This window comes from Pacificibacter sp. AS14 (assembly GCF_038899935.1).
Lineage (GTDB): Bacteria > Pseudomonadota > Alphaproteobacteria > Rhodobacterales > Rhodobacteraceae > Celeribacter.
Window position 1 is genome coordinate 14,290 of the sequence record NZ_JBBMQI010000018.1, and the last position, 22,082, is coordinate 36,371.

19 protein-coding genes are annotated in these 22,082 nt (G+C 55.5%); 9 read left to right on the forward strand and 10 right to left on the reverse strand.

The features are described 5' to 3' along the window. Genes WNY38_RS14725 through WNY38_RS14740 form a run of 4 tightly spaced genes read left to right on the forward strand, consistent with a single transcriptional unit; the run spans window position 1 to window position 3,803 of the window. Entirely contained in the window at window positions 1–1,149 is a 1,149-nt protein-coding gene (locus tag WNY38_RS14725) for an aminomethyltransferase family protein (protein WP_342858116.1), read from the forward strand. A 13-nt stretch (window positions 1,150–1,162) separates the two neighbouring features. Continuing rightward, on the forward strand, window positions 1,163–1,759 hold the full coding sequence (locus WNY38_RS14730) for a dimethylamine monooxygenase subunit DmmA family protein (RefSeq protein ID WP_342858117.1): 597 nt from the start codon (window positions 1,163–1,165) through the stop codon (window positions 1,757–1,759). Further along, on the forward strand, window positions 1,756–2,739 hold the full coding sequence (locus tag WNY38_RS14735; RefSeq protein ID WP_342858118.1) for a PDR/VanB family oxidoreductase: 984 nt from the start codon (window positions 1,756–1,758) through the stop codon (window positions 2,737–2,739). The genes WNY38_RS14730 and WNY38_RS14735 overlap by 4 nt, the downstream gene beginning before the upstream one ends. Then, entirely contained in the window at window positions 2,736–3,803 is a 1,068-nt protein-coding gene (locus WNY38_RS14740) for a DUF3445 domain-containing protein (protein WP_342858119.1), read from the forward strand. Before WNY38_RS14735 ends, WNY38_RS14740 begins: the two co-directional genes overlap by 4 nt. Before the next feature lie 4 nt (window positions 3,804–3,807). Here the strand turns inward: WNY38_RS14740 and WNY38_RS14745 are convergent, their stop codons facing one another. From WNY38_RS14745 to WNY38_RS14770, 6 genes are all read right to left on the reverse strand, one after another. After that, the gene (locus WNY38_RS14745; protein ID WP_342858120.1) at window positions 3,808–4,437 is read right to left on the reverse strand and encodes an XRE family transcriptional regulator; all 630 of its coding nucleotides are present in this window, start codon (window positions 4,435–4,437) and stop codon (window positions 3,808–3,810) included. Window positions 4,438–4,534: 97 nt separating this feature from the next. Beyond that, the gene (locus WNY38_RS14750; RefSeq protein ID WP_342858121.1) at window positions 4,535–5,089 is read right to left on the reverse strand and encodes a sarcosine oxidase subunit gamma; all 555 of its coding nucleotides are present in this window, start codon (window positions 5,087–5,089) and stop codon (window positions 4,535–4,537) included. Further along, window positions 5,082–8,015, reverse strand: a complete 2,934-nt coding sequence (locus WNY38_RS14755) for a sarcosine oxidase subunit alpha family protein (RefSeq protein WP_342858122.1) — start codon at window positions 8,013–8,015, stop codon at window positions 5,082–5,084. Before WNY38_RS14755 ends, WNY38_RS14750 begins: the two co-directional genes overlap by 8 nt. Further along, window positions 8,012–8,299: a sarcosine oxidase subunit delta gene (locus WNY38_RS14760; protein ID WP_342858123.1), complete on the reverse strand. Its 288-nt coding sequence runs from the start codon at window positions 8,297–8,299 to the stop codon at window positions 8,012–8,014. Before WNY38_RS14760 ends, WNY38_RS14755 begins: the two co-directional genes overlap by 4 nt. Next, entirely contained in the window at window positions 8,299–9,549 is a 1,251-nt protein-coding gene (locus WNY38_RS14765) for a sarcosine oxidase subunit beta family protein (RefSeq protein ID WP_342858124.1), read from the reverse strand. Before WNY38_RS14765 ends, WNY38_RS14760 begins: the two co-directional genes overlap by 1 nt. An 841-nt stretch (window positions 9,550–10,390) precedes the next feature. After that, entirely contained in the window at window positions 10,391–11,155 is a 765-nt protein-coding gene (locus tag WNY38_RS14770) for a DeoR/GlpR family DNA-binding transcription regulator (protein ID WP_342858125.1), read from the reverse strand. Between the two features lie 249 nt (window positions 11,156–11,404). Here WNY38_RS14770 and glpD point away from each other — a divergent pair, with 249 nt between their 5' ends. The 3 genes from glpD to WNY38_RS14785 all read left to right on the forward strand — a co-directional run bounded on the left by glpD (window position 11,405) and on the right by WNY38_RS14785 (window position 15,290). Then, entirely contained in the window at window positions 11,405–12,988 is a 1,584-nt protein-coding gene (glpD, locus tag WNY38_RS14775; protein ID WP_342858126.1) for a glycerol-3-phosphate dehydrogenase, read from the forward strand. A gap of 66 nt (window positions 12,989–13,054) precedes the next feature. Next, window positions 13,055–14,542, forward strand: a complete 1,488-nt coding sequence (glpK, locus tag WNY38_RS14780; protein WP_342858127.1) for a glycerol kinase GlpK — start codon at window positions 13,055–13,057, stop codon at window positions 14,540–14,542. An 85-nt stretch (window positions 14,543–14,627) separates the two neighbouring features. After that, the gene (locus tag WNY38_RS14785; RefSeq protein ID WP_342858128.1) at window positions 14,628–15,290 is read left to right on the forward strand and encodes a CatB-related O-acetyltransferase; all 663 of its coding nucleotides are present in this window, start codon (window positions 14,628–14,630) and stop codon (window positions 15,288–15,290) included. Between the two features lie 85 nt (window positions 15,291–15,375). Here WNY38_RS14785 and WNY38_RS14790 read toward each other — a convergent pair whose 3' ends face one another. From WNY38_RS14790 to truA, 3 genes are all read right to left on the reverse strand, one after another. Then, window positions 15,376–17,124 carry a sugar phosphorylase gene (locus WNY38_RS14790; protein WP_342858129.1) on the reverse strand — a complete coding sequence of 583 codons (1,749 nt, stop codon included), beginning with the start codon at window positions 17,122–17,124 and terminating at the stop codon, window positions 15,376–15,378. A gap of 156 nt (window positions 17,125–17,280) precedes the next feature. Beyond that, complete coding sequence (locus tag WNY38_RS14795) at window positions 17,281–17,430, reverse strand: hypothetical protein (protein ID WP_342858130.1); 150 nt, start codon at window positions 17,428–17,430, stop codon at window positions 17,281–17,283. 122 nt (window positions 17,431–17,552) lie between these two features. Then, complete coding sequence (gene truA, locus WNY38_RS14800) at window positions 17,553–18,323, reverse strand: tRNA pseudouridine(38-40) synthase TruA (RefSeq protein WP_342858131.1); 771 nt, start codon at window positions 18,321–18,323, stop codon at window positions 17,553–17,555. Window positions 18,324–18,448: 125 nt separating this feature from the next. Between truA and WNY38_RS14805 the strand changes: the two genes are divergently transcribed. Together WNY38_RS14805 and WNY38_RS14810 are read left to right on the forward strand one after the other, a co-directional pair. After that, entirely contained in the window at window positions 18,449–19,852 is a 1,404-nt protein-coding gene (locus WNY38_RS14805; RefSeq protein WP_342858132.1) for a YcjX family protein, read from the forward strand. Continuing rightward, window positions 19,849–20,868 (forward strand): TIGR01620 family protein, encoded by a 1,020-nt coding sequence (locus tag WNY38_RS14810; RefSeq protein ID WP_342858133.1) that lies wholly within the window; start codon window positions 19,849–19,851, stop codon window positions 20,866–20,868. Before WNY38_RS14805 ends, WNY38_RS14810 begins: the two co-directional genes overlap by 4 nt. Here the strand turns inward: WNY38_RS14810 and WNY38_RS14815 are convergent. Continuing rightward, entirely contained in the window at window positions 20,865–22,064 is a 1,200-nt protein-coding gene (locus WNY38_RS14815; RefSeq protein ID WP_342858134.1) for an NAD(P)/FAD-dependent oxidoreductase, read from the reverse strand. The two genes, WNY38_RS14810 and WNY38_RS14815, sit on opposite strands and share 4 nt — an antisense overlap. Between the last annotated feature and the right edge of the window lie 18 nt (window positions 22,065–22,082).

Here is a 22,082-nt window from a genome sequence, read left to right on the forward strand (position 1 = left end):
ATGGCGATTCTTTGGAGAGCATCCGCGCTGGCACATAGGCACGCAGAAATTGGCGGCGCACTGGAAGACTGGAATGGCATGGGCACCGCGTGGTTCTATGATGACACGCCCGAACGCGCCAAGGCCGACTATGAGGCGATCCGCACCAAAGCGGGTCTGATGGATGTGTCCGGCCTCAAGAAAGTGCATGTTGTGGGGGCAGACGCGGCCTATGTTATTGACCGCGTAACCACACGCAACGTCGAAAAAATTGCACCAGGCCGGTCAACCTATGCGTCGATCCTGAATGCGGATGGCAAATTTATCGATGATTGTATCATCTACCACATTGCGGTGAATTCATGGCTGGTGGTTCATGGTACTGGCACGGGTATGGAACAGCTGGCCTCTGTTGCAGCGGGTAAAAACTGCGAAATCCTGTTCGATGATGATCTGCACGATATGTCCCTGCAAGGGCCTGTGTCGGTTGATCTGTTGGCACAAGAAATCCCGGCCATCCGGGATCTGGCTTATTTCGGCTTGATGCAAACGCGCCTTTATGGCCGCGATGTGATGATCAGCCGCACGGGCTACACCGGCGAGCGCGGGTATGAGATTTTCTGCCGTGGTAAAGATGCCACCCACCTTTGGGACAGCATATTGGACGCGGGCAAAGATATGGGCGTGCGCGCTGTGCAGTTCAGCACGCTCGATATGTTGCGCATCGAAAGTTACCTGTTGTTCTACCCCGGTGACAACTCTGAAACATTCCCGTTTGCGGATGAGCCTTGCGGTGACACCCTGTGGGAATTGGGCCTTGATTTCACTGTCTCACCCGGAAAAACGGGCTTTATTGGAGCGGAAAACCATTACGCCATGGAGGGCAAAGAGCGCTTCAAGATTTACGGCGTGAAACTGGCCGGCAGCATGGAACAGATGGAAATGAACGCGCGGGTTCTGCGCGACGGGGTCGATATCGGCGTCATCACCTATGGGTTGTCGTCAGAGTTGAACGGTTACAGTGTTGCCATTGCGCGTATCGCACCAGATGCTGCTGTACCAGGCACCAAGCTGATCGTGAAGCAACCGGACGGAACCGAGTTGACCGCGACCGCCGAAGAGATGCCGTTTTACGATCAAGACAAATCCATTCGTATGGCCAAAGGCTAAACTGGGGGGCGCTATGTCGAAATTCGAATTTCCACCAAGTATCGGAAGTCGCCCGATCTGGGGCACGTTAGACCCCCGTACAGGCCCCGCTCATCTGTTCATTGCCGATGCACAAGGGGCCGAAGCGATCATTGATGTGGCTACACCGGATTTGATGGCGGCGGCGCATATCATTTTCATCACGCATGGCACGGGTTACGCCGACAAACTGCGCGCGCTGGAGCCAGCGCAGTTTTACGAAGGTCCGAGTTATGATGCTGCGCTGTTTCGGATCAAACGGGTGCTCATTGATGCAAAAATGGGGCTTCAGGTTTATCTGTCAGGCACCGAAAGCTTGATGGGCCAAGCCATGAATGAGGCCACATCCGCGGGCGTTCCCCCGGCCGCAATTCAGACCGAACACCGTGGATCCACTGCCCGTCGGATGCAATGTGTGCATTGCAAAGGCTTTACCGAAAACGTCAAAACCGATCCGTTTCAATGCAGCCATTGCGGGTTAAACCTGTTTGTGCGCGATCATTACTCACGCCGGTTGGCAGCCTACCAAGGTGTCTGCGTGGATGCCGAAGACCCCGGAAATGTGCCCACCCCAAAAGGGATCTACGAATGAGTGCGCCGCAAAAAGCCAAAGCTGGCCCCGCACAGATCGACGTGACCGTCAGCGCGGTTATCCCCGTCAACGATCTCGTGACACGGTTTGAATTCACCCGAACGGACGGAACGGATTTTCCGCCTTTCTCAGGTGGGGCGCATACGGTCGTCTCGATGCAAGACGGGGACCGCACCCGCTTGAACCCCTATTCGTTGATGTCAGATCCGTCCGACCTATCGAGCTATGCTATTTCTGTGCGCCGCGAAGACGATGGTCGCGGCGGGTCGGTGTTTATGCACACCCACGTCGGGCAGGGCGACGGGATGACGATCACCTACCCTGTGAATCTGTTCAGCCTTGATCTGCGGGCGCGCAAACATATTTTCTTTGCAGGCGGTATCGGCATCACCCCCTTTCTGGCGATGATCGGTCAGTTGGAGCAGGCCAACGGGAATTGGGAGCTGCACTACGCCGCTCGCACACCGGAAAATGCCGCCTATGCCGACATGTTGTTGGCGAAGTTCCCTACCAAAGTGCATGTCTACTACAGCAGCGATGAGCAGCGCATTCCGCTGATCGATCTGCTCGATGGGCAAGCCCTGGGAACGCATGCCTATGTCTGTGGTCCTGCACGGTTGATCGACGGTGTGCAGGACACGGCGGCGACCCTAGGCTGGCCGGACACCAACATCCATTCCGAAGCATTTCTCGCCCCAGCACCGGGTGCCCCGTTTGACGTCAAACTGTGTAAATCTGACAAAACGATCACCGTCGGCGAACACGAAAGCCTATTGGAAGCCTTGGAACGCGAGGGAGTGGATGCGCCGTTCCTCTGCCGTGGTGGATCGTGCGGGCAATGCGAAACAGATGTAGTCAATGCCACAGGTGACTTCATTCACCGCGATCACTGGCTCGATGGCGAAGACCACGCCAGCGGCAAAAAAATCATGCCCTGCGTCAGCCGCTTTGCGGGCAAAATGTTGGAGATTGACCGATGACCATCCAGTTCAATGACGAAACCTTTCGCGACGATTATTCGTTTCACAACTCTGACTGGGCGATTAAGCGGTTCCCGTTTCCGTTTCACGAAGACAGCTACATGTATTCGGTCAACATGGAACAGCATCGCGGCGGGCCCGAAGGATCGGTTTACGAAAAACGTTTTGATGTGGATGAACACTACGTCTCTGAGATGAAGGATCGCGCCAAGGTATTGGCCGATGATCCGCTGCGCTGCCAATCCTTGCCGCATATGACGCTGGCGGGCTGGGATTTGTTAGAGTTGATTATGGTCAGTAAATCCGAAGACTACCCTGACCTGTTTGAATTGCACCGAGACGGTAACACGTGGCGCTGGGTCAACAAGCCGCTTGGCATTGACGACACGTTCACGTTCTTGGATGTGGCCACACTGCCTTACGGTCCAATGGAATATATCACCCGTCAGACACAGGGCGATTTCGCAGTGCTCGATCAACGCGAAAATAACTTGTGGATGGACGCGGGCATGATCACGACGCAGGCCGATTGGTCGCTGGATTTCGACATCGGGATGAACTTTTTCGAATGGCACGCCCCCGTGCCCAAGGCCCACGAAATGGGGATTTTCAAACGGGCGCTTAAATTTCTGCTCAACATCCCCCAAGGCGCACCCGCACGGCGGTTGAACTGGACGATGACAGTGAACCCGTTGCTCGACACCTCGCCGGAAAACTACCACAAATGGGGCATCCAGAAAACCACGCTAACGCCCGACAACATCGGTGCAAAACAGCACCTCCGGGTCGAGCTGCAGACGTTTTACCGCCTCCCGCGTTCAAACGCGCTGGTCTTCCCGATCCGGTGCTATCTGTGCAGTTTTCAAGACCTGATGACGATGCCCAAATGGGGCCGCAGGCTGCACCGCGTTGTCCGCGATCTCCCCGTTGAATTGGCCACCTATAAGGGTTTCATCGACAGCCGCCCGATGATGTTGGATTATCTGTCGCAGTTTGACGACGGCTTGCCCACCAGTGCGGGTATTTTCCCCGAACCAGAAACCGAACCACCGCTTGAGACCTGAGAAATCAGGCCTTTTGCGGGTAGCTGATGATCGAAAGATAGCGGGCCGGCAGGGCAACAAGTCCTTCCGGCCCGTGTGGCGCGTCGGCATCAAAAAACAACGTATCGCCCGGTTTAAGGGAATACACTTTATCGCCATGGCGATAGTCGACCTCGCCTTCCAGCATGTAGATCGTTTCAATGCCGCCATGCTGGAACGTCGGAAAGATATCCGACTCTTCATTCAGCGAGATCATATAAGGTTCAACAATCACGCCGCTGGCATTTGATCCGATATGGCCGAGAAGGTTGTATTGATGATTTGCACGGGTGCCTGCACGCTCAAGCTCGACGCCTTCACCGGCTTTGGTATGAACGGCTGAACGCCCTTCTTCAAACCCGCGAAAGAACGACGTGATCGGCATGGACAGGGCATTGGCCAAGGATTGGAGTGTGGTCAAAGACGGTGATGTGTTGCCGTTTTCGATCTTGGACAGCATGCCAATCGACAGGCCCGTGGTCTCTGACAAGTCAGCCACAGTGATGTTTTGTTTGCGCCGATAGGCTCGCACTTCGCGGCCGATCGCAACCTCTAGAACTTTTTCGCGCCCTTCGCGGAGGCGATGCGGGTCTTGGGTCAAAGGGGGTGTGGCCATGGAACTGGTTTTCACTTTATAAAATATCCTGATAAAACAGCCTACAATTCTAAAGATTTCGAATGGGGGGTCAAGTCTTCTGCGCCGCTTGCAGCGGTTACACCACTGATGTTGCAGCGGTGATCAGGGCGTGGAGCAAGGTCTGCGCCGAGGCGCGCGGGCCAAAAATGCGGATATGATCATCTGCTGTGCGGCGGATCACGAAACAGCCCAACTGGTGGATCAGCGTGCGCTGCACGTCGCCTGCCGCCATTTTGCGGATCGGGACATTACACAGCAATTCGCACATGTCCGGCATCTGTGCGCCGATGACATCAAACACGGCCCAAGCGCCTGATTGTTCCGTGATCGAGGCCGCATCCGAAAGCGCCGCTTTCAACTGATCGTCAATGTCTTCGTGGGTCTGCATTGGTGCGCCGATCATCCATTGATCCGGTCCTATCCAGAACCCCTCTTCGGGTGTGTTCAACACGGATTTTCCCACATTTGGCACGGCCCCAAGGATCTTTTTCAGGATCTTGGCGCAGGTGTCTGCCTGACCATTTCGCGCCGTAACGGACGCCAGAGCGACCCCCGTATTTTCCGCAATCGTCACCGTACCAATGGTTTGCGATGCGGCGCCAAGCGCGGGTGTTGGTGTGAGATCATGCACGAAGGCGCTCCCCTTCTGGGTCAACAAAATGTGGGCTGCAAATCTCGACGGCAACGTCCACACCCATCAAAGGACTGACAAGGCGCATTGTTTCACCCATCCGATTGTCGCCGTCCTTTAGAAAGGCCAGCGCGATGTGGTGCCCAAGCGACGGCGAATAACAGGCAGATGTGACGTAGCCCTGATCATGCGCGGCATCCACGGGGCCAGTCGCCGCCATCAGATGCGCGCCCGCAGGGGTTTTATCGGCGGGATTGACGGGTTTCAACCCGACCGCGCGCAGGTCATCGGGCTTGTTAAGTCCCTCACGGCGGGACAAAACCGCGCCGATACTGTCTTTCGTGGTGCTGACCATCCGCCCCATACCAAGGTTCGCCGCAGTGGTGGTGCCGTTCAATTCATTGCCCGCCGCGTGGCCCTTTTCCATGCGCATCACGCCAAGGGCTTCGGTGCCGTAGGGGGTGATGTCAAACTCGGCCCCAGCTTCCATGATCCGCCGTATCAGCGCATCGCCATAGGCCGTAGGCACCGCGATTTCATAGGCAAGTTCACCGCTAAACGAAATCCTGAACAGCCGCGCGCGCAAGCCACCACAGACCGTGATCTCGGCGCAGGCCATGAACGGGAACGTGTCGTTGCCGATGTCTTGATCGACGATCTGTTCCAGCACACGGCGCGCGTTTGGTCCGGCGACTGCGTATTGCGCCCAGGCTTCGGTGGTAGAAATCAGCTGCACGTCCATATCCGGCACAAGGCACTGGCGTACGAACTCCATATGGCGGTAAACGGGCAGGGCGTTGGCGGTTGTCGTGGTGACGACGAAGTGGTCTTCGGCCAATCGTGCAGCGGTGCCATCATCCATGGCAATCCCGTCTTCGCGCAGCATCAGCCCGTAACGCACCTTGCCCACGTTCAGTTTAGCAAAACCATTGCAATAGATTTTGTTTAGAAAATCCGCCGCGTCGGCACCCTGCACGTCGATTTTGCCAAGCGTCGTCACATCGCACACGCCGACCGATCCGCGCGTGGCCAAGACCTCTCGGTCAACACTTTCGCGCCATGTGGTTTCGCCCGCGCGAGGGAACCATTGGGCGCGCATCCAGTTTCCGACTTCTACAAAAACCGCGCCCTGTTCTTGCGCCCATGCGTGCGACGGCGTCAGCCGTTTGGGGTGGAAGTCTTGCCCGCGATGACGTCCTGCCAAGGCCCCGATCGCAACAGGCGTATAGGGCGGGCGGAACATGGTTGTGCCGACCTCGGGGATGGTTTTGCCCGCAAGCTCGGCCATAATTGCAAGCCCGCCCATGTTAGACGTTTTGCCTTGGTCGGTGGCCATGCCAAGGGTCGTGTAACGTTTCAGGTGCTCGACGGACCTGAACCCCTCTTGATGGCTCAGCTTCACGTCTTTCACGGTGACGTCGTTTTGCTGGTCAAGCCAAGCGCGGCTTGCACCTTCTACGTACCAGAATGGGGTGATGTTGACGGGGGCGTCTTCTGCTATCGGCATTTTGGCCTCGCGGCCTTTCAGGCCTAACGCAGCGCGTGCCGCCCGTGCGCCGCCCGTCAATGCGCCCGCCGTAGACAAATCGCCCATGGCCGCACCCGCGACGGTCATTCCAGCCGGCAGGATTGCAGGCACAAAGGCGGCAAGCTCGCCGTTCCAAACAGGGCGCCCCCGTTGATGGCAGGTCATATGCACATTGGGGTTCCAGCCACCCGATACGCCCAAAGCGCCGCACTCGATGGTGCGTTCGGTGCCGTCAGCGAGGCGAACCTGCGCGAAAGTCAGGCCCAGCCTTCCCATAGTGTCAGTCACTTGCGCGCCAGCTAGAACTTCGTAGTCCATCGCGCGGGGCGCCTCTGGGCGCGGGTCAATGACGATGACCTTGATGCCCTTGGCGTGCAGGTCGGCAGCGGTGCGGTGGCCGTCGTCATTGTTGGTGAAAATCGCCGTGCGATGGCCAACAGCGACGCCGAACCGGTTGGCGTAGGTGCGCAGTGCGCTTGCCGTCATGATACCGGGGCGGTCGTTGTTGTTAAATGCAATAGGGCGTTCAATCGCGCCAGCCGCGAGTACGGTTTTTTGCGTGTAAATCCGCCAGAGAATTTGGCGCGGCTTGCCCTCAAGCGGCGTGGCGATGTGGTCGCTGACCCGTTCGACAGCACCGTAAGTCCCGTGATCAAACGCGCCGATCACCGTGGTGCGCGGCATCAGGCGCACGTTGGGCAGGGTGGCCAACTCCGCGACCGTCGCCGTCGCCCAATCCGCACCAGAGGCGTCATCGATCGCAAAGGTTTCCGCGTTCAATCGCCCACCCATGCGGAAATCTTCATCCGCGAGGATCACATCCGCGCCGTTGCGCGCAGCCGTCAGTGCGGCCATTAGGCCCGCAGGACCCGCGCCAATGACCAACAGATCACAATGCAGATACCCCTTGTCGTAAACATCCGGATCATCCTCAAGCGAAAGCGCCCCGAGGCCCGCCGCACGGCGAATAATCGGCTCGTACACCCTTTCCCAAAACGCCTTGGGCCACATGAAGGTCTTGTAATAAAAGCCCGCCGTCAGGAAATTCGACAGACGGTCATTCACCGCTAACAGATCAAACGACAGCGATCCAACGCGGTTCTGGCTTGTGGCCACCAAGCCGTGGAAGAGTTCAGCTGTGGTCGCGCGTGTGTTCGGTTCCTGCCGCGCACCAACACGCAAATGCACCAACGCGTTAGGTTCTTCTGACCCCGCTGTCAGCGGTCCGCGCGGGCGGTGATATTTAAAGCTGCGCCCCATCAAGCGCACCCCGTTGGCAAGAAGGGCCGAGGCAAGTGTGTCGCCCGCATGCCCCTCATACCGTTTCCCATCAAACGTAAATTTGAATGTCGCACTGCGGTCGATCTGTCCGCCTTCGATCCGGTTTTTCTGTATCATTTGGATTGCCTTTGTGCGCGGGCCACATCGCGGGCCAGTTCAACACAGGAGATTTCGTGCGTCATCGTGTTGCGCGTCACCACCAGCCACGACCGATCCCCCGCCTCGTGAAACCACAACTCGCGGTGCCAACCCGCCGGATTGTCGCGCAGGTAGGCGTACTCATAAAACGCCGCCGCTGCATCCGCACCTTCGGGGTCAGGGCGCTCGAGCAATCTGGCGTCGCCCATGTAGGTAAATTCGGAACTGTCACGCGGGCCAAGCAGGGGGTGATCAATAATCATCAGTGCAAATTGGGCTGATTGCCCATCCCTTTTTCATCAATCATCAGGCCCTTTTCAAAGCGGTCAAACCGGTAGGCCGTTGCCGTGGGATGCGGTGCGTCCTTGGCCAGTAAATGCGCAAAGGCAAAGCCGCTGGCAGGTGTCGCCTTGAAGCCGCCGTAACACCAGCCGCCATTGAAATAGAGTCCGTCGATATGGGTCTTGTCGATAATGGGCGAGCCGTCCATCGACATGTCCATGATCCCGCCCCACATCCGCAAAAGCCGCGCGCGCCCAAGCATGGGAAAAATCGCCATCGCGCCTTCACAAACGTCTTCGACAGCGGGCAGGTTGCCGCGCTGGGCGTAGGAATTGTACCCATCGATATCGCCGCCAAACACCAGCCCGCCCTTGTCTGATTGGCTGCAATAGAAGTGCCCCGCGCCAAAGGTGATCACACCGGGCAGGACGGGTTTCAGGCCCTCAGACACGAAGGCCTGCAACACGTGGCTTTCAATGGGCAGGCGCATGTTGGCAAGGCTCATCAGGCGGGAGGAATTGCCCGCAACTGCGCAGCCGACCTTGCCCGCGCCAATAAACCCGCGCGTGGTTTCGACGCCTTTGCACACGCCGCTTTCGATGCGGAACCCTGTGACTTCGCAGTTCTGGATAATATCGACGCCGCGACTGTCGGCACTGCGCGCATAGCCCCAAGCAACTGCGTCATGGCGCACTGTGCCGCCGCGATGCTGGGCCAAGCCGCCTTTGATGGGGAACCGCGCGTCATCAGTGTTCAAGAAGGGGTAGCGTTTCTTGATGTCAGCGGTGCTGAGCATATCGGCGTCTGCCCCGTTCAAGATCATCGCATTGCCACGCCGCGTGAACGCATCGCGTTGGCCGTCCGAATGGATCAGGTTCAGGATGCCACGTTGACTGACCATGGCGTTATAATTGATGTCCTGTTCCAGACCTTCCCATAATTTGAGAGAAAATTCATAGAATGGCTCGTTTGCGTCCAGCAAGTAATTGGACCGGATGATCGTCGTGTTGCGCCCCACGTTGCCGCCACCGATCCAGCCCTTCTCGATCACTGCAACACGCGCCTGCCCAAATTCCTTGGCAAGGTAATGTGCAGTGGCCAACCCATGGCCTCCGCCGCCGACGATCACGATGTCATACTGGGATGCAGGCTCAGGGTCGCGCCACGCAGGCGTCCACCCTTTGTGCCCTGTAAGGGCTTCCTTAATCACACGAAAACCAGAATATCGCATTTGAACCTCATCCGAGCTCTTTGCGAAAGCACCGTGCATTGCACGAATCTCACGCCTTAGGAATTACTTGAACGGGTTTTCGGCAGGATAGCAATAACACCAATAAGAATAATTGTTTAATTTTAGGAAAAATACACCCAATGATTGGGTGTGTGTGACGAACGCAACAATCTCTTGAATGTTGGTTTAATATTAAGGCGTGGATCACGACACTAATTTTTTACGGCAGGAATGATCGTCACGGGCAAAGCCCGATCAAAATCACGCCAGTCGGTCAGATGAGTTGGATCGTCGCTGCAATCATCCTTTGTGCGGCGCGGATGCCTTTGCGCTCCCTTCCCTATCTTACCAAGACGTTGCGGATCTCTTCGCGAAAACTGTCCACTTTTGTGGCCTCATCCATCATCCGGACAGAGGGTCTGCCGTCTGGGGCAGGCTGAAATCAGGCATGTTGTTGATGGACGAGCGGTAAGCGCAGCATTCTCATCAATCACGTGTTCGTGCATCTCGGTCAGCGAAGCGTTGGCTCACTATGTAAATTACACGCGGGGCATAGAGCTACGGCCTTTTAATACTCAAGAAAAGCTGTCAGCCGTATAGTCTGAACAGCTGCAACAAGGGCACGTGCAGGACTGATAACTATTTGTATGAATTCTGCGCTTATTTGGGACCGTTCGAGAAAACGGAACGCCAAACGCAGAGTTTAAGACAACTTACTGGTATCACTCATATCGCAGGAGCGATTTGGAAATTCCTTCGTCTGCGCCACCAAACCCAAATTGTTTTGTACATTTAACAATTTGGGTTTGGTGCAAATTCTTCTGAAACATTTTACTTCGTGTTATTGTTCAGCTCTAACCACGTTCGTTCCCCAAGCGATGCAATTCTGCTCTAGCTCAAGGGGTAAGTGTTTGTCGGTAACTAGCATAGCAACATCTGCCAGTGAGCAGATGGTCAACGGCGCCTTACGGTCAAATTTGAAACGATCCGCAACCACCATAACTTTGCGTGACCGTTTGATCGCCGTGTTGCTCACCATGACCTCTTGCCCGTCAAAATCCAGCAAATCGCCATCCGCATCGATGGCAGAGCAGCCTAGAACAGAATAATCGAATTTGAACTGTTTGACCATTTCCACGGTCAAGCCGCCAACAATGCCACCGTCTGTGCGGCGCAGCACACCACCGGCCAAAATGATTTCACAGCTTTGATTGGCGGAAAGAATATTGGCGATATTTAGGTTGTTGGTGACCACAAGCAGGTTCTCATGATCAAGCAATTCATGGGCCACGGCTTCGGTGGTGGTGCCGATGTTCATGAACACGGAAGCGCCGTCGGGGATCTGCTCGGCGCAGATCTTCGCGATAGCTTTTTTGCCGTCCTGATTAAGACGGCGACGTTCGCCGTATCGGATGTTGGTGACACCGGATGCGATCACAGCACCTCCGTGGACGCGCTCTAATCGCCCGCTGTCGGCCAAATCCGACAGGTCACGGCGGATTGTTTGGACCGAGACATCGTATTTCTGCGCCAAGCCATCGACAGTGACCTTGCCGTCGATGCGCGCCAGTTCGAGTATCTCTTTTTGCCTGAAGGTCGAGGCCATCTTTTTTCCTTTGGCGCGTTTATGCCCGTCAAAACAATCGGCAGTCTAAACGGTTTCGTCAAGAGTGCCGCTTTATCGTTTGTGTTCGGATGTATCATATTTTTGAATTTTACGTGTGCAATTCAAAAAATTTCATCATATCGAAAGTAAACGAACTTTCGATATTGATTATAATATTAAAGCAGTGTTGATTGAATTTTGCTGAAAGTAGATTGCTTGCGGCGCAAATTGAGAACGAGGAGGCTTTTCGTGGGCCAAAGTGAACCGCAGGATATCATAGATCTTTTCGTCATCGGCGGGGGCATCAATGGGTGCGGCATTGCTCGTGATGCGGTGGGGCGTGGCCTCAGTGTCGAGTTGGCTGAGATGAACGATTTGGCCTCTGCGACCTCTTCAGCCTCGACCAAGCTATTTCATGGTGGCTTGCGCTATCTCGAGTACTGGGAAGTGCGTTTGGTCCGCGAGGCTTTGATCGAACGTGAGACATTGCTGCGCGCCATGCCGCATATTTCTTGGCCGATGCGCTTTGTTTTGCCCTATCACAAAGACATGCGGTTCGAAAACAGCACGCCGACCTCAAAGCTGCTCAACACCATTATGCCGTGGATGAAAGGGCGTCGCCCTGCTTGGCTTATTCGGCTTGGGCTGTTCCTGTATGACACTCTTGGCGGGCGCAAAATTCTCAAATCGACAACATCGGTGAATTTGGCGACGGCCCCTGAAGGCGCGCCTTTGAAAGACCGTTTCAAAAAGGCCTATGAGTATTCAGATTGCTGGATCGAAGACAGCCGCCTCGTGGTCTTAAACGCGCGCGATGCGCAAATCCGCGGCGCGAAAATCAATGTTCGCACCAAGGTTGTGTCAGCCAAACAAGTTGACGGGCAATGGCACATCACGCTTGAGGCCAAAGACGGCGGTGCGTCGCGGGTTGTCGTGGCGCGGATGCTGGTCAATGCAGGCGGGCCTTGGGTCAAAGATGTGATCCAAAACACCGTGCGCATCAATTCCAGCGAGGGGGTGCGTTTGGTGCGCGGCAGTCACATTGTCACCCGTAAGCTTTACGACCACGACAAATGTTATTTCTTTCAAGGCGAAGACGGGCGGATCATTTTCACGATCCCCTATGAGACCGATTTCACGCTGATCGGCACCACAGATGCGGAACATTCAGACGCGGATAATCAGCCGGTGTGTACTCCCGAAGAACAGGCTTATCTGTTGGAGTTCGCATCGAACTATTTGAAAACACCTGTCACAGATGCCGATGTGGTTTGGAGTTATTCTGGCGTGCGGCCTTTATACGATGACGGGGCAAGTTCTGCCACGGCTGCGACGCGTGAATATGTCTTGAGGGTCGATACCTCAGCAGGTGCGCCGATTTTGAACGTCTTTGGTGGCAAGATCACCACCTACCGCCGGTTGGCGGAAAACGCGTTAGAAAAAATCGCGCCGTTTTTCCCCACACTCGGACAGCCGTGGACTGCTGGCGTGGCCTTGCCTGGGGGTGATTTTCCGGTTGATGGCGTGGCAGCGTTGACACAGCGTTTGGCGCAGTCCTATCCGTTTTTAGATGCACGTTGGGCAACCCGATTGGTCAAGGCTTACGGGCGCGATGCCTTTGAGGTGCTTGGCGATGCCAAGGCCGCAAGTGATCTGGGGCAGAATTTTGGGTCCAATCTGACCGAACGCGAAGTGCTCTGGTTGATCGACAAAGAGTTTGCGCGCACAGCCGAAGATATCGTTTGGCGGCGCTCGAAATTGGGTCTGCGCATGACAAAACAAGAGATCGAGGTGCTTGACGCATGGATGGCTGCTGCGTCTACTGCGCGGTGATCCGGCCTTGGCGTTGAGCATAGCCGTTTAGCGCCAACTTTCGATATTTAGAACAGGGTGAACAACATGACTTACATTCTTGCAATCGACCAAGGGACGACTTCGACCCGCTCCATGGTGTTTGATGGCGACATGTCTGTTGTGGCGTCCGAGCAGCAAGAATTCATTCAACATTTTCCGAAATCGGGCTGGGTCGAACACGATCCGAACGATCTGTGGGACAGCACGCTGGCCACCTGCCGCGGCGCGATGGACAAGGCTGATGTACAGGCCTCGCAAATCGCCGCCATCGGTATTACCAACCAACGCGAAACGGTATTGGTCTGGGACAAACATACAGGTGTGCCTATTTATAACGCCGTAGTTTGGCAGGACCGTCGCACCGCTGATCTATGCCGCGTCCTGCGCGACGCCGGCCATGAGGCGATGATTGTCGAGCGCACGGGGCTGTTGATCGATCCGTATTTTTCCAGCACCAAACTGAAATGGGTTTTGGACCACGTAGACGGTGCGCGGGACCGTGCAGCAAAAGGCGATTTGTTGTTTGGCACTGTCGATAGTTTTTTGATTTGGAAGATGACCGGCGGTGCGGCGCATGTCACCGACGCGACAAATGCAGCGCGCACGATGCTATATGATATTCGCAAAGGTCGGTGGAGCAAAACCATCTGCGATCTGTTGGATATTCCGATGCAGATGCTTCCCGAAGTCCAAGATTGCGCCGCAGATTTTGGTCACACAACGCCTGATTTGTTTGGCGCATCGATCCCGATTTGTGGCGTGGCTGGCGACCAGCAAGCGGCCACTTTGGGGCAGGCTTGTTTCGAGCCGGGCATGATGAAATCTACTTATGGAACGGGGTGCTTCGCACTGCTGAACACGGGCGATGTGCCTGTGACCTCAAAAAATCGTTTACTGACGACCATTGCGTATCAATTGAATGGCAAGCCGACCTATGCGCTTGAGGGCTCTATTTTTATCGCAGGCGCTGTGGTGCAATGGCTGCGTGACGGGTTGCAGATCATTGACAACGCGGCTGAAACACAAGAGCTGGCCAAGCAGGCCGATCCGCACCAGAACGTAGTCCTTGTGCCAGCTTTTGTTGGCCTTGGTGCGCCCTATTGGAACGCAGACTGTCGGGGTGCTGCCTTTGGTCTGACGCGCGGTACAGGACCTGCTGAGATGGCGAAAGCAGCGCTTGAAAGCGTGGGCTATCAGACACGCGATTTGTTAGACGCCATGTCCGCCGATTGGCAAGCTACGGGTGTTGCGCCCACTTTACGGGTTGATGGTGGGATGACGGCCAGCGATTGGACGATGCAGTTTTTGTCCGATATTATCGGCGCGCCCGTGGATCGCCCGAAAGTGCATGAAACCACGGCTGTTGGTGTGGCATGGCTCGCAGGGATGCATGTTGGCGTCTACCCTGACCAAGCCACATTTGCAGCACTTTGGGCTTGCGACACTAAGTTTGAGCCGCACATGGACGAGGCGCAAAGACAAGACAAATACGCAGCGTGGAAACGCGCGGTCGAGGCGACGCTGAGTTTCTAAGGCGGCGCGGCGTAAAAGCGTCATCAGTTGCATCGTATTATTGGTCTGATAAGTTCTGCCCGTATTTAAGGGACGGGATATTCACATGACGGACAGCCAAGTTAAAAAGATGCCGGACCCACGCTTGCGCAATCCATTGGTGTTTCCAAACGGCGCACATGATCCGGCGACGGTGTTTCTATCGCAGGTGATTGATCACCCGAACATCGATGTCGGGGATTGGAGCTATTACAACGACCAACGTCTGCTTGATGACTATGCAAGCACCTTGGCGCCTTACTTGTTTGCGGGCGCGCCTGAACGTCTTGTCATCGGCAAGTTTTGCCAAATCGCTCAAGGGGTTGAGTTCATCACAGCCTCTGCCAATCACGCGATGTCGGGTATTTCGACCTATCCGTTTTCTGTGTTTGATCAGACCAAAATCGCTGGATATCGCGGTGAGCTGCCCCGTGGATTTGACACTATCATCGGTCATGACTGTTGGATTGGACGTGGGGCCACGTTGTTGCCGGGGGCTGAGCTTGGCTGCGGTGTTATCGTGGGTGCGAAAGCGGTCGTGCGGGGCAAAATTCCTGATTACGCGATTGTCGCGGGCAATCCGGCAGTCGTTGTACGCATGCGATTTGACGCGGGCACTGTCGCGCAATTGCTTGAGATTGCATGGTGGGATTGGGACGCCAATAAAATCGCGGCACACATTGATTTAATCATATCTGGCGATGTTGGTGCGCTTTCTGAGGTGCCCTAGGGTTGCAAGAGTCTTTTGGCCGGCAAAGCTTTTGCCGGCCTATCGTTTGCATGATGGGGTGCCCATCCCAGATGCAGTGTTCGCCCTATTTAACGTTGGACACCCAGCGACATTGATAGGGTTGAAAGGTCAAAACCCCGTCTGAAAGGTCAAGCTTTTTGCCTGTCAAAAGGTCATACCAATCTTCGCCATCAATCAAGTTGATCGACAAAGTTGGCAGTACCTGCAATTCATCAGAGACATTGTGCAGTGCGAAAATAGATTGGTCGCGGTTCAACGATTGACGCCAAATACCAAAGATTTTTTCGCCCAATTGCATGGTAAACTGCGTGGCATTTGGGTGGAATGCCTTTTGTGCCGTGCGTATCGAAATACGGTTTTTCAACGCGTCCAAAACCTGCGCGTGCACCGTTTCTGGATCGTCCAGCTGTTGGCGCAGATCTGCATAATCCCAACGATGGCGATTTATCGCGCGGTTCATGCCGCTTTTGTCGACCGCCTCGGTATCGTTCGGGGTGGCAATCAAGGAATGCACATAGAACGCGGGCACGCCCTCAAGCGCCATCACGATGGTTTGTGAACACAAGAACCGCGCGATTTGATGCGCGTCTTCGCCGCCGTCAATCGTGCCTTTGAGCGCGTCAAAGAAGGTGATGTTCAACTCGTATGGTTTTTCTGATCCATCGGGCAGGGCGCGCATCGACACCTTGCCGCCAAAGTCGCGCACAGTATTGATGACACTGCCCAGCTCTTCGCCGGACAGCAACCCTTCGGCACCGCGCACGCCAATTCCGTCATGAGAGGCGGCGAAATTCAGGTAGGCGCAGCCCAATTGCGCCGGGGGCATCCGCATCAACCATTGGTTCAAATGCACGCTTGTTCCGCTGAGCAGGGCATGCAGCAACAATGGCGGCAGCGAGAAGTTATAGATCATATGCGCTTCATTGCGGTTGCCAAAATAGCTGAGGTTTTCCGCGTTGGGCACATTGGTCTCAGTCAGCAACACGACAGGTTCTTCGGCGTAATCACACAAAACCCGCATCAACCGCACGATGGCATGGGTTTGGGGCAAGTGAATGCAATTGGTGCCGATTTCTTTCCACAAAAACGCTACAGCATCCAAGCGCACGATCCGAATACCGTGATCGATGTGAATGCGCGTCACGCGTAAAAATTCAAGCAAAACTTCGGGGTTTTCAAAGTCGAGATCGATCTGATCGTGACTGAAGGTACACCACACATGTTTGGGGCCAGAGGCCGTTTCGACCTCGCGCAACAAGGGCGAAATTCGGGGGCGCACGACTTCGCTTAGATCGTCGCTGGGCAGGGCCTCTTTGAAGAATTTATCATAGGGCTCGCGGCCTTGCAGATAGTCAGAGAACCAGTTTGAGTTGCTCGACACATGGTTGAGCACCAAATCCGACATCAACCTGAAATCCGCCGCGATGCGCTCAATATCAGGCCAATCGCCCAGCTGGCTGTTCACAGCGCGGTAATCTGTAACCGAAAACCCGTCGTCCGAGGTGAAGGGGAAAAACGGCAAAATATGCACACCAGAAATCACGCCTTTGACATAACGATCCAAAAAATCGCGCAGTAAATCCAAAGGTTTGTGTTGGCCGTCTATGAATGTGTTGCCGTAGGTGATGACCAATGTGTCGGCCTCGCTCCACAGCGTGTTGCCCAAGGCGCGCCCTCGACTGCGGGCTTTCGTGCCTTCGGGCCAAAAGGCGCTAATCACTTCTTTTGCCAAAGGTGCAGGGTCGCGATCGGGGTAAATCTGAGTCAGCAGCGTTGCTAAAGTGTCGCGCAGTTTTGAGGATGCTTTTGCCATTGGCTCGCTTTCATTAATCTTTTGTCATGTAGAGCAAATTGTCGCAGTATCGGCAATGAGTTGCGCACTCCAAGCGACTGGCAGTTGCGTTTTGCATGTCTAATTCTGTGTATACGAATATGTGTGATTAAAAATTAGACTTTGACGACTTGTGTACTAGGTGCGATCCCCAGCAGAGGTGTCTATGAACCATCCTTGCGGACCTGCGATATGATCAGGCAGCAAAACGATCATCGCTTCACGGATGGCGATGACGGTCATGACAGACATCGCGATCTGATCGAATGTGAAAATTGAAAAACCCATGGTCGCCTCGTTTTAAGCCCCGTGTTGAGGCATTTTCGGACCTTAATGAGGCCAGAAAAGGGCAAGGATCAGGCGCTCTTTGGGCGTGATCCAAAAGGCAGAAGGAATTCGATCAAATTGCGTTAAAATCCAAACGGCTTAGTCTCATATCCTACACCCGTCATGTACAACCCATCAGGAGGGCTGACAGGTCCGCAGGCGGTGCGATCACGCGCCTCAAGCACTTTTGTCATGTCATCAGGCGTCCAATATTTGGCCCCGACGCGTTCCAACGAGCCGACGATCGAGCGCACTTGATTGTGCAAAAACGACCGCGCGCGTAAGTGAAACTGATATTCCTTGCCATAAGGATAGTCATGCTCTTCGACAGTGATTTCATCCATAGTTTTGATTGGGCTATTGGCTTGACAGCTGGTGGACCGAAACGTTGTGAAATCATGAGTGCCCAACAAGCGATTTGCGGCCTCTTGCATCAACCCAGCATCCAGCGGACCGCGCACTTGCCACACCAAACCTGCGCCATGCACAACCGGTGCGCGCCGCGCAATCAACCGAAACGTATAGCGCCGCTCTTTGGCCGAATAGCGCGCGTGCCACTCATCATCAACCCGCACCGCATTCAGAATCGCTACAGGCAAAGGCTTGAGGTGAAAATTCACTGCCTCCATCAACCGAAACGGATCCCAATCGCGCACTAAATCACAATGGGCCACTTGGCCCTTGGCATGCACGCCAGCGTCAGTACGCCCCGCCGCACCAATCGTGGGGCAATCGGGGTCAACTTTGCGCAGGGCGGTTTCAATGGCTTGCTGGACAGAAGGCTGAACCTTCTGGCGCTGCCAGCCTGAAAACGGCGCGCCGTTGTATTCTATAAGAAGGGCAAATCTGGGCATGACCGCCATGTACCGTGCGTTGTTGCGCGCGTCTAGTCTTTCGGGGCTAGATGAGGTGACACACCTTTCAAAAAGTGATGGGTCTGCCTATGTTAAAGATAGAAAAACTGTGAAGGGGCAGGGGTTTGATCATTGGTAACATCGCCGACCGCATCGTGCGGGGCGTCGAGACGGTACAAGAGGGCGTGAATGAGGCCTTGTTTGAACCGGTGATCCGCGTGGGAATCACAGGATTGTCGCGGGCTGGTAAGACGGTATTCATCACCTCGCTTGTGGCCAATCTGTTGGATCGTGGACGCATGCCGCAGCTTGGCGCATCCTCGGCCATCACCGCCGCCTATTTGCAGCCACAACCCGATGACACCGTGCCGCGGTTTGATTTCGAGACCCATTTGGCAGCGCTTACTGCCTCCGTGCCCCATTGGCCGGACAGCACCCGCGCCGTGTCGGAATTGCGCCTGTCGTTTAAGGTACAGCCCACGGGGATTTTGGGAATGCTCTCTGGCCTGCGCACGATACATTTGGATATCATGGATTATCCGGGAGAATGGCTTTTGGACCTCGGTCTGATGGAAAAATCCTATGCCGAGTGGTCCGAAAGTGCGATTGTTGCCGCCAAATCGCGCGGTCAAAGCGCGGAGTTTCTGGCCAGATTAGGGTCCACCGACGTCGATGCAAAGCACGACGAACAACAGGCCAAGGTACTGGCGCAAAGCTTTACGACCTATCTCAAAGCTGCGCGCGAGGCTGGCTATTCGGATTGCTCACCGGGGCGGTTCTTGTTGCCTGGTGAATTGGAAGGCTCGCCTGTCTTGACGTTCGCTCCCCTGCCTCCCAGTGAGGCCAAACGCGGAACGTTGGCGCGCGAATTTGAACGGCGCTATGAGGCCTATAAACGCGAAGTCGTTAAGCCGTTTTTCCGCGATCACTTTGCCAAAATTGACCGCCAAGTGGTGTTGGTCGACGCGCTGGGCGCGATCCATGCAGGGCCCAAAGCCGTTGAAGATTTGCGCCGCACTTTAGCGGACATTCTCAGCGCCTTTCGCCCCGGTCGGGTGGGGCGTTTGCTGGCACTGTTGGGGCAACGCCGCGTGGATCGTGTGCTGTTTGCCGCCTCGAAAGCCGATCACATTCATCACAGCCAACACCCACGTTTGACCGCTATCATGGAAGCGCTTGTGCGCGATGCCCGCGACCGTGCCAATTTCGCAGGCGCTGGCACATCTGCTATGTCGATTGCCGCCTTGCGTGCCACGGTCGAGGAGACGATTGATCACAACGGCGAAATGCTTGACTGCGTTCGTGGCCGCACAAGTGACGGAAAACAAGCGGCTTTTTATCCTGGTGAGCTGCCCGAAGATCCGTCTCACATTTTGGCGCCCGCACGTAAAGGGGCTGAAAAATGGCTGGATGGCGATTATGAAATCATGCGGTTTGAACCGGCACGGTTGACGCTAAAGCCCGGTGAAGGCCCGCCCCATATCCGGCTGGATCGCGCGGCAGAGTTTTTGATCGGGGATAAGCTATGAGCGATTTACCAAAACCTAAACTCAAACGTGGCCCTGTGCTGATCGAATTTGACGGGGCCTCAGATGTGACCCCGTCCACCGCGGACCCTGTGCCAGATTTGCTGCCCCTGCGTGCGCCGTCCGCGATGGAACGTGCTGCCGTGTTCGCCGCAAGAAAGCCATCGATTTTGGCGCGTTGGTTTTGGCGCCTTTTGGGCACGTTGTTTGCATTTGTCGTCACGCTGGCCAGCTATGATTTCGTCGCGGGACTCATCGCGCGCAACCCGATTTTGGGCTATGGCGCGCTCGCGCTTACCGGCACATTCATTGCTGTGTTGATGGCCATAGCGCTGAAAGAACTGGCCGCTTTCGCGCGATTAAAACGCATTGATACATTGCATAAAGCCGCTGTTGATGCAGCCGCAACCCAAGATTTAAAAGCCGCGCGTTTGGTCACGGACAGGCTGCAATCGGTATATAAAGCGCGCAAGGATGTGTCTTGGGGCAATGACCGTTTCAATGAGCGCAAAGCCGAGGTCTTTGATGCGGACGGGCTTTTGCGACTGGCGGAAACGGAATTCCTGATCCCTCTTGATGCCGCAGCGCGCCGCGAGGTTGAAGCCGCCGCACGCCAAGTCGCGACTGTCACAGCCCTTGTGCCCATTGCCTTGGCAGATGTTTTTACAGCGCTAACGGCTAATCTGCGGATGATCCGGCGTATCGCTGAAATTTATGGCGGTCGCTCTGGCACACTTGGGTCGTGGCGGGTGACGCGATCTGTTTTGACCCATCTGGTCGCGACGGGCGCTGTGGCCGTGGGCGATGATTTGATCGGCTCTCTTGCTGGTGGTGGCGTTTTGGCCAAAGTGTCGCGCCGTTTTGGCGAAGGCGTGGTCAACGGCGCTTTGACCGCCCGCGTCGGCGTGGCCGCGATCGAAGTCTGTCGTCCTTTGCCCTTTATCGCTGCCAAAAAACCATCCGTCACAGGCACAGTGAAACGCGCTTTGACGGGGTTGTTTGGGTCGGCTGGCGGCTAAATGTCGTCGCGATTTTTGGGATGATTCATCGGCGTGAGATACCCCAAAGGCGGCAACATGGTGCCTTTGACCATAGCGGTCAAAATCTGCTTGGTGGGCGGCAGCATTGACAGTGGGCACATCACGCGATCACGGAGCACGGGCAGGATTTTGCTGCTCGATTGATAGAATGGCGTAAAAGCAGCAGACATCCATTGGTAAGCTGTGACATGCCCGCGTCTTGCGCGTGCATAGGCGGGCAGGGCTTTCTTGACAGGGAAATATTTTAGCGCCTCGCTCAAGGCCCAAGCATCCAAAAGTGCCATATTGGCCCCTTGTCCCAATTGCGGCGAGGCGCGGTGGGCGGCATCGCCAATATAGGCAATGCCATCGCCAAACGGGCGGCGCAACTTACCGTGCGTGTAGCGCGCCATGGTCATTTGATCGGCAGAGACGATTTGCTCCAAGAACGGCTCAAGCGCAGGCCAAAGCGTTTGGGCCTCTTGTTTCCAGTGATCCAAACCGCGCAGCCGCCAATCGTCATAGCTATCTTGCGGCAAGGACCAAAAAAGTGCGGCTTTTTGTTTGCTCTCACCCGGCATAGTCCCCATCGGCATCACGCCTATCATGCGATTGGCGCGGGTGTAGCGTTGCGATAATTCGCCCAAAGGCACATCCGTGTCGGGCCAATCGATCGAGGTCCAAATCGCGCCAAAGGGAAGCGCGCGGGGTTTCAGAGGGCTCAAAATAGATCGCGCACCGCTGGCGTCGATGATCAAATCAAAGGGCCCTGCACGTGTGCCGTCCTCGAATTCGAGGTGTTGATCTGTGCGCCCTGTCACGTGACGACTTTGCTGCAAGGTGATGTCACGGGTTTGAGCCGCATTGAGCAGGCTGTCAAACAAGGCCGCGCGGTGAATGGCTAGGCCGTAGCTTGTGCCATAAGACACATCCAAGACGCGGCTGCCCCGCGCAGTTTCATACCCCAGCATGCGTTTGATGTTGTGGCCGTAAGCGCGCGCAGCCCCCCCTGCGCCCACAACATCCAACACACGACGTCCGACAGGTTGAATGACCAAGCCCGAGCCAACGGATTGCGGCGTCTCAAATTGATCGAAAACTGTCACTCTGTGACCTTGATCAGCCAGCAATGACGCCACCGTCAATCCGCCAATGCCTGCACCTGCGATGCCGATGTTAAGGGGCGGATGCGCCATGGTCGTGCCTCGATCTGT

What these genes read in the sequence shown, in the direction of transcription:
- WNY38_RS14755 (WP_342858122.1), bottom strand. Translation starts at nt 8,015, where the DNA reads ATGATACAGAAAAACCGGATCGAAGGCGGACAGATCGACCGCAGTGCG.
- WNY38_RS14785 (WP_342858128.1), top strand. Translation starts at nt 14,628, where the DNA reads ATGACGGACAGCCAAGTTAAAAAGATGCCGGACCCACGCTTGCGCAAT.
- WNY38_RS14745 (WP_342858120.1), bottom strand. Translation starts at nt 4,437, where the DNA reads ATGGCCACACCCCCTTTGACCCAAGACCCGCATCGCCTCCGCGAAGGG.
- WNY38_RS14725 (WP_342858116.1), top strand. Translation starts at nt 1, where the DNA reads ATGGCGATTCTTTGGAGAGCATCCGCGCTGGCACATAGGCACGCAGAA.
- WNY38_RS14735 (WP_342858118.1), top strand. Translation starts at nt 1,756, where the DNA reads ATGAGTGCGCCGCAAAAAGCCAAAGCTGGCCCCGCACAGATCGACGTG.
- glpK (WP_342858127.1), top strand. Translation starts at nt 13,055, where the DNA reads ATGACTTACATTCTTGCAATCGACCAAGGGACGACTTCGACCCGCTCC.
- WNY38_RS14740 (WP_342858119.1), top strand. Translation starts at nt 2,736, where the DNA reads ATGACCATCCAGTTCAATGACGAAACCTTTCGCGACGATTATTCGTTT.
- WNY38_RS14795 (WP_342858130.1), bottom strand. Translation starts at nt 17,430, where the DNA reads ATGGGTTTTTCAATTTTCACATTCGATCAGATCGCGATGTCTGTCATG.
- WNY38_RS14765 (WP_342858124.1), bottom strand. Translation starts at nt 9,549, where the DNA reads ATGCGATATTCTGGTTTTCGTGTGATTAAGGAAGCCCTTACAGGGCAC.
- WNY38_RS14770 (WP_342858125.1), bottom strand. Translation starts at nt 11,155, where the DNA reads ATGGCCTCGACCTTCAGGCAAAAAGAGATACTCGAACTGGCGCGCATC.
- WNY38_RS14810 (WP_342858133.1), top strand. Translation starts at nt 19,849, where the DNA reads ATGAGCGATTTACCAAAACCTAAACTCAAACGTGGCCCTGTGCTGATC.
- WNY38_RS14815 (WP_342858134.1), bottom strand. Translation starts at nt 22,064, where the DNA reads ATGGCGCATCCGCCCCTTAACATCGGCATCGCAGGTGCAGGCATTGGC.
- WNY38_RS14730 (WP_342858117.1), top strand. Translation starts at nt 1,163, where the DNA reads ATGTCGAAATTCGAATTTCCACCAAGTATCGGAAGTCGCCCGATCTGG.
- WNY38_RS14760 (WP_342858123.1), bottom strand. Translation starts at nt 8,299, where the DNA reads ATGATTATTGATCACCCCCTGCTTGGCCCGCGTGACAGTTCCGAATTT.
- truA (WP_342858131.1), bottom strand. Translation starts at nt 18,323, where the DNA reads ATGCCCAGATTTGCCCTTCTTATAGAATACAACGGCGCGCCGTTTTCA.
- WNY38_RS14790 (WP_342858129.1), bottom strand. Translation starts at nt 17,124, where the DNA reads ATGGCAAAAGCATCCTCAAAACTGCGCGACACTTTAGCAACGCTGCTG.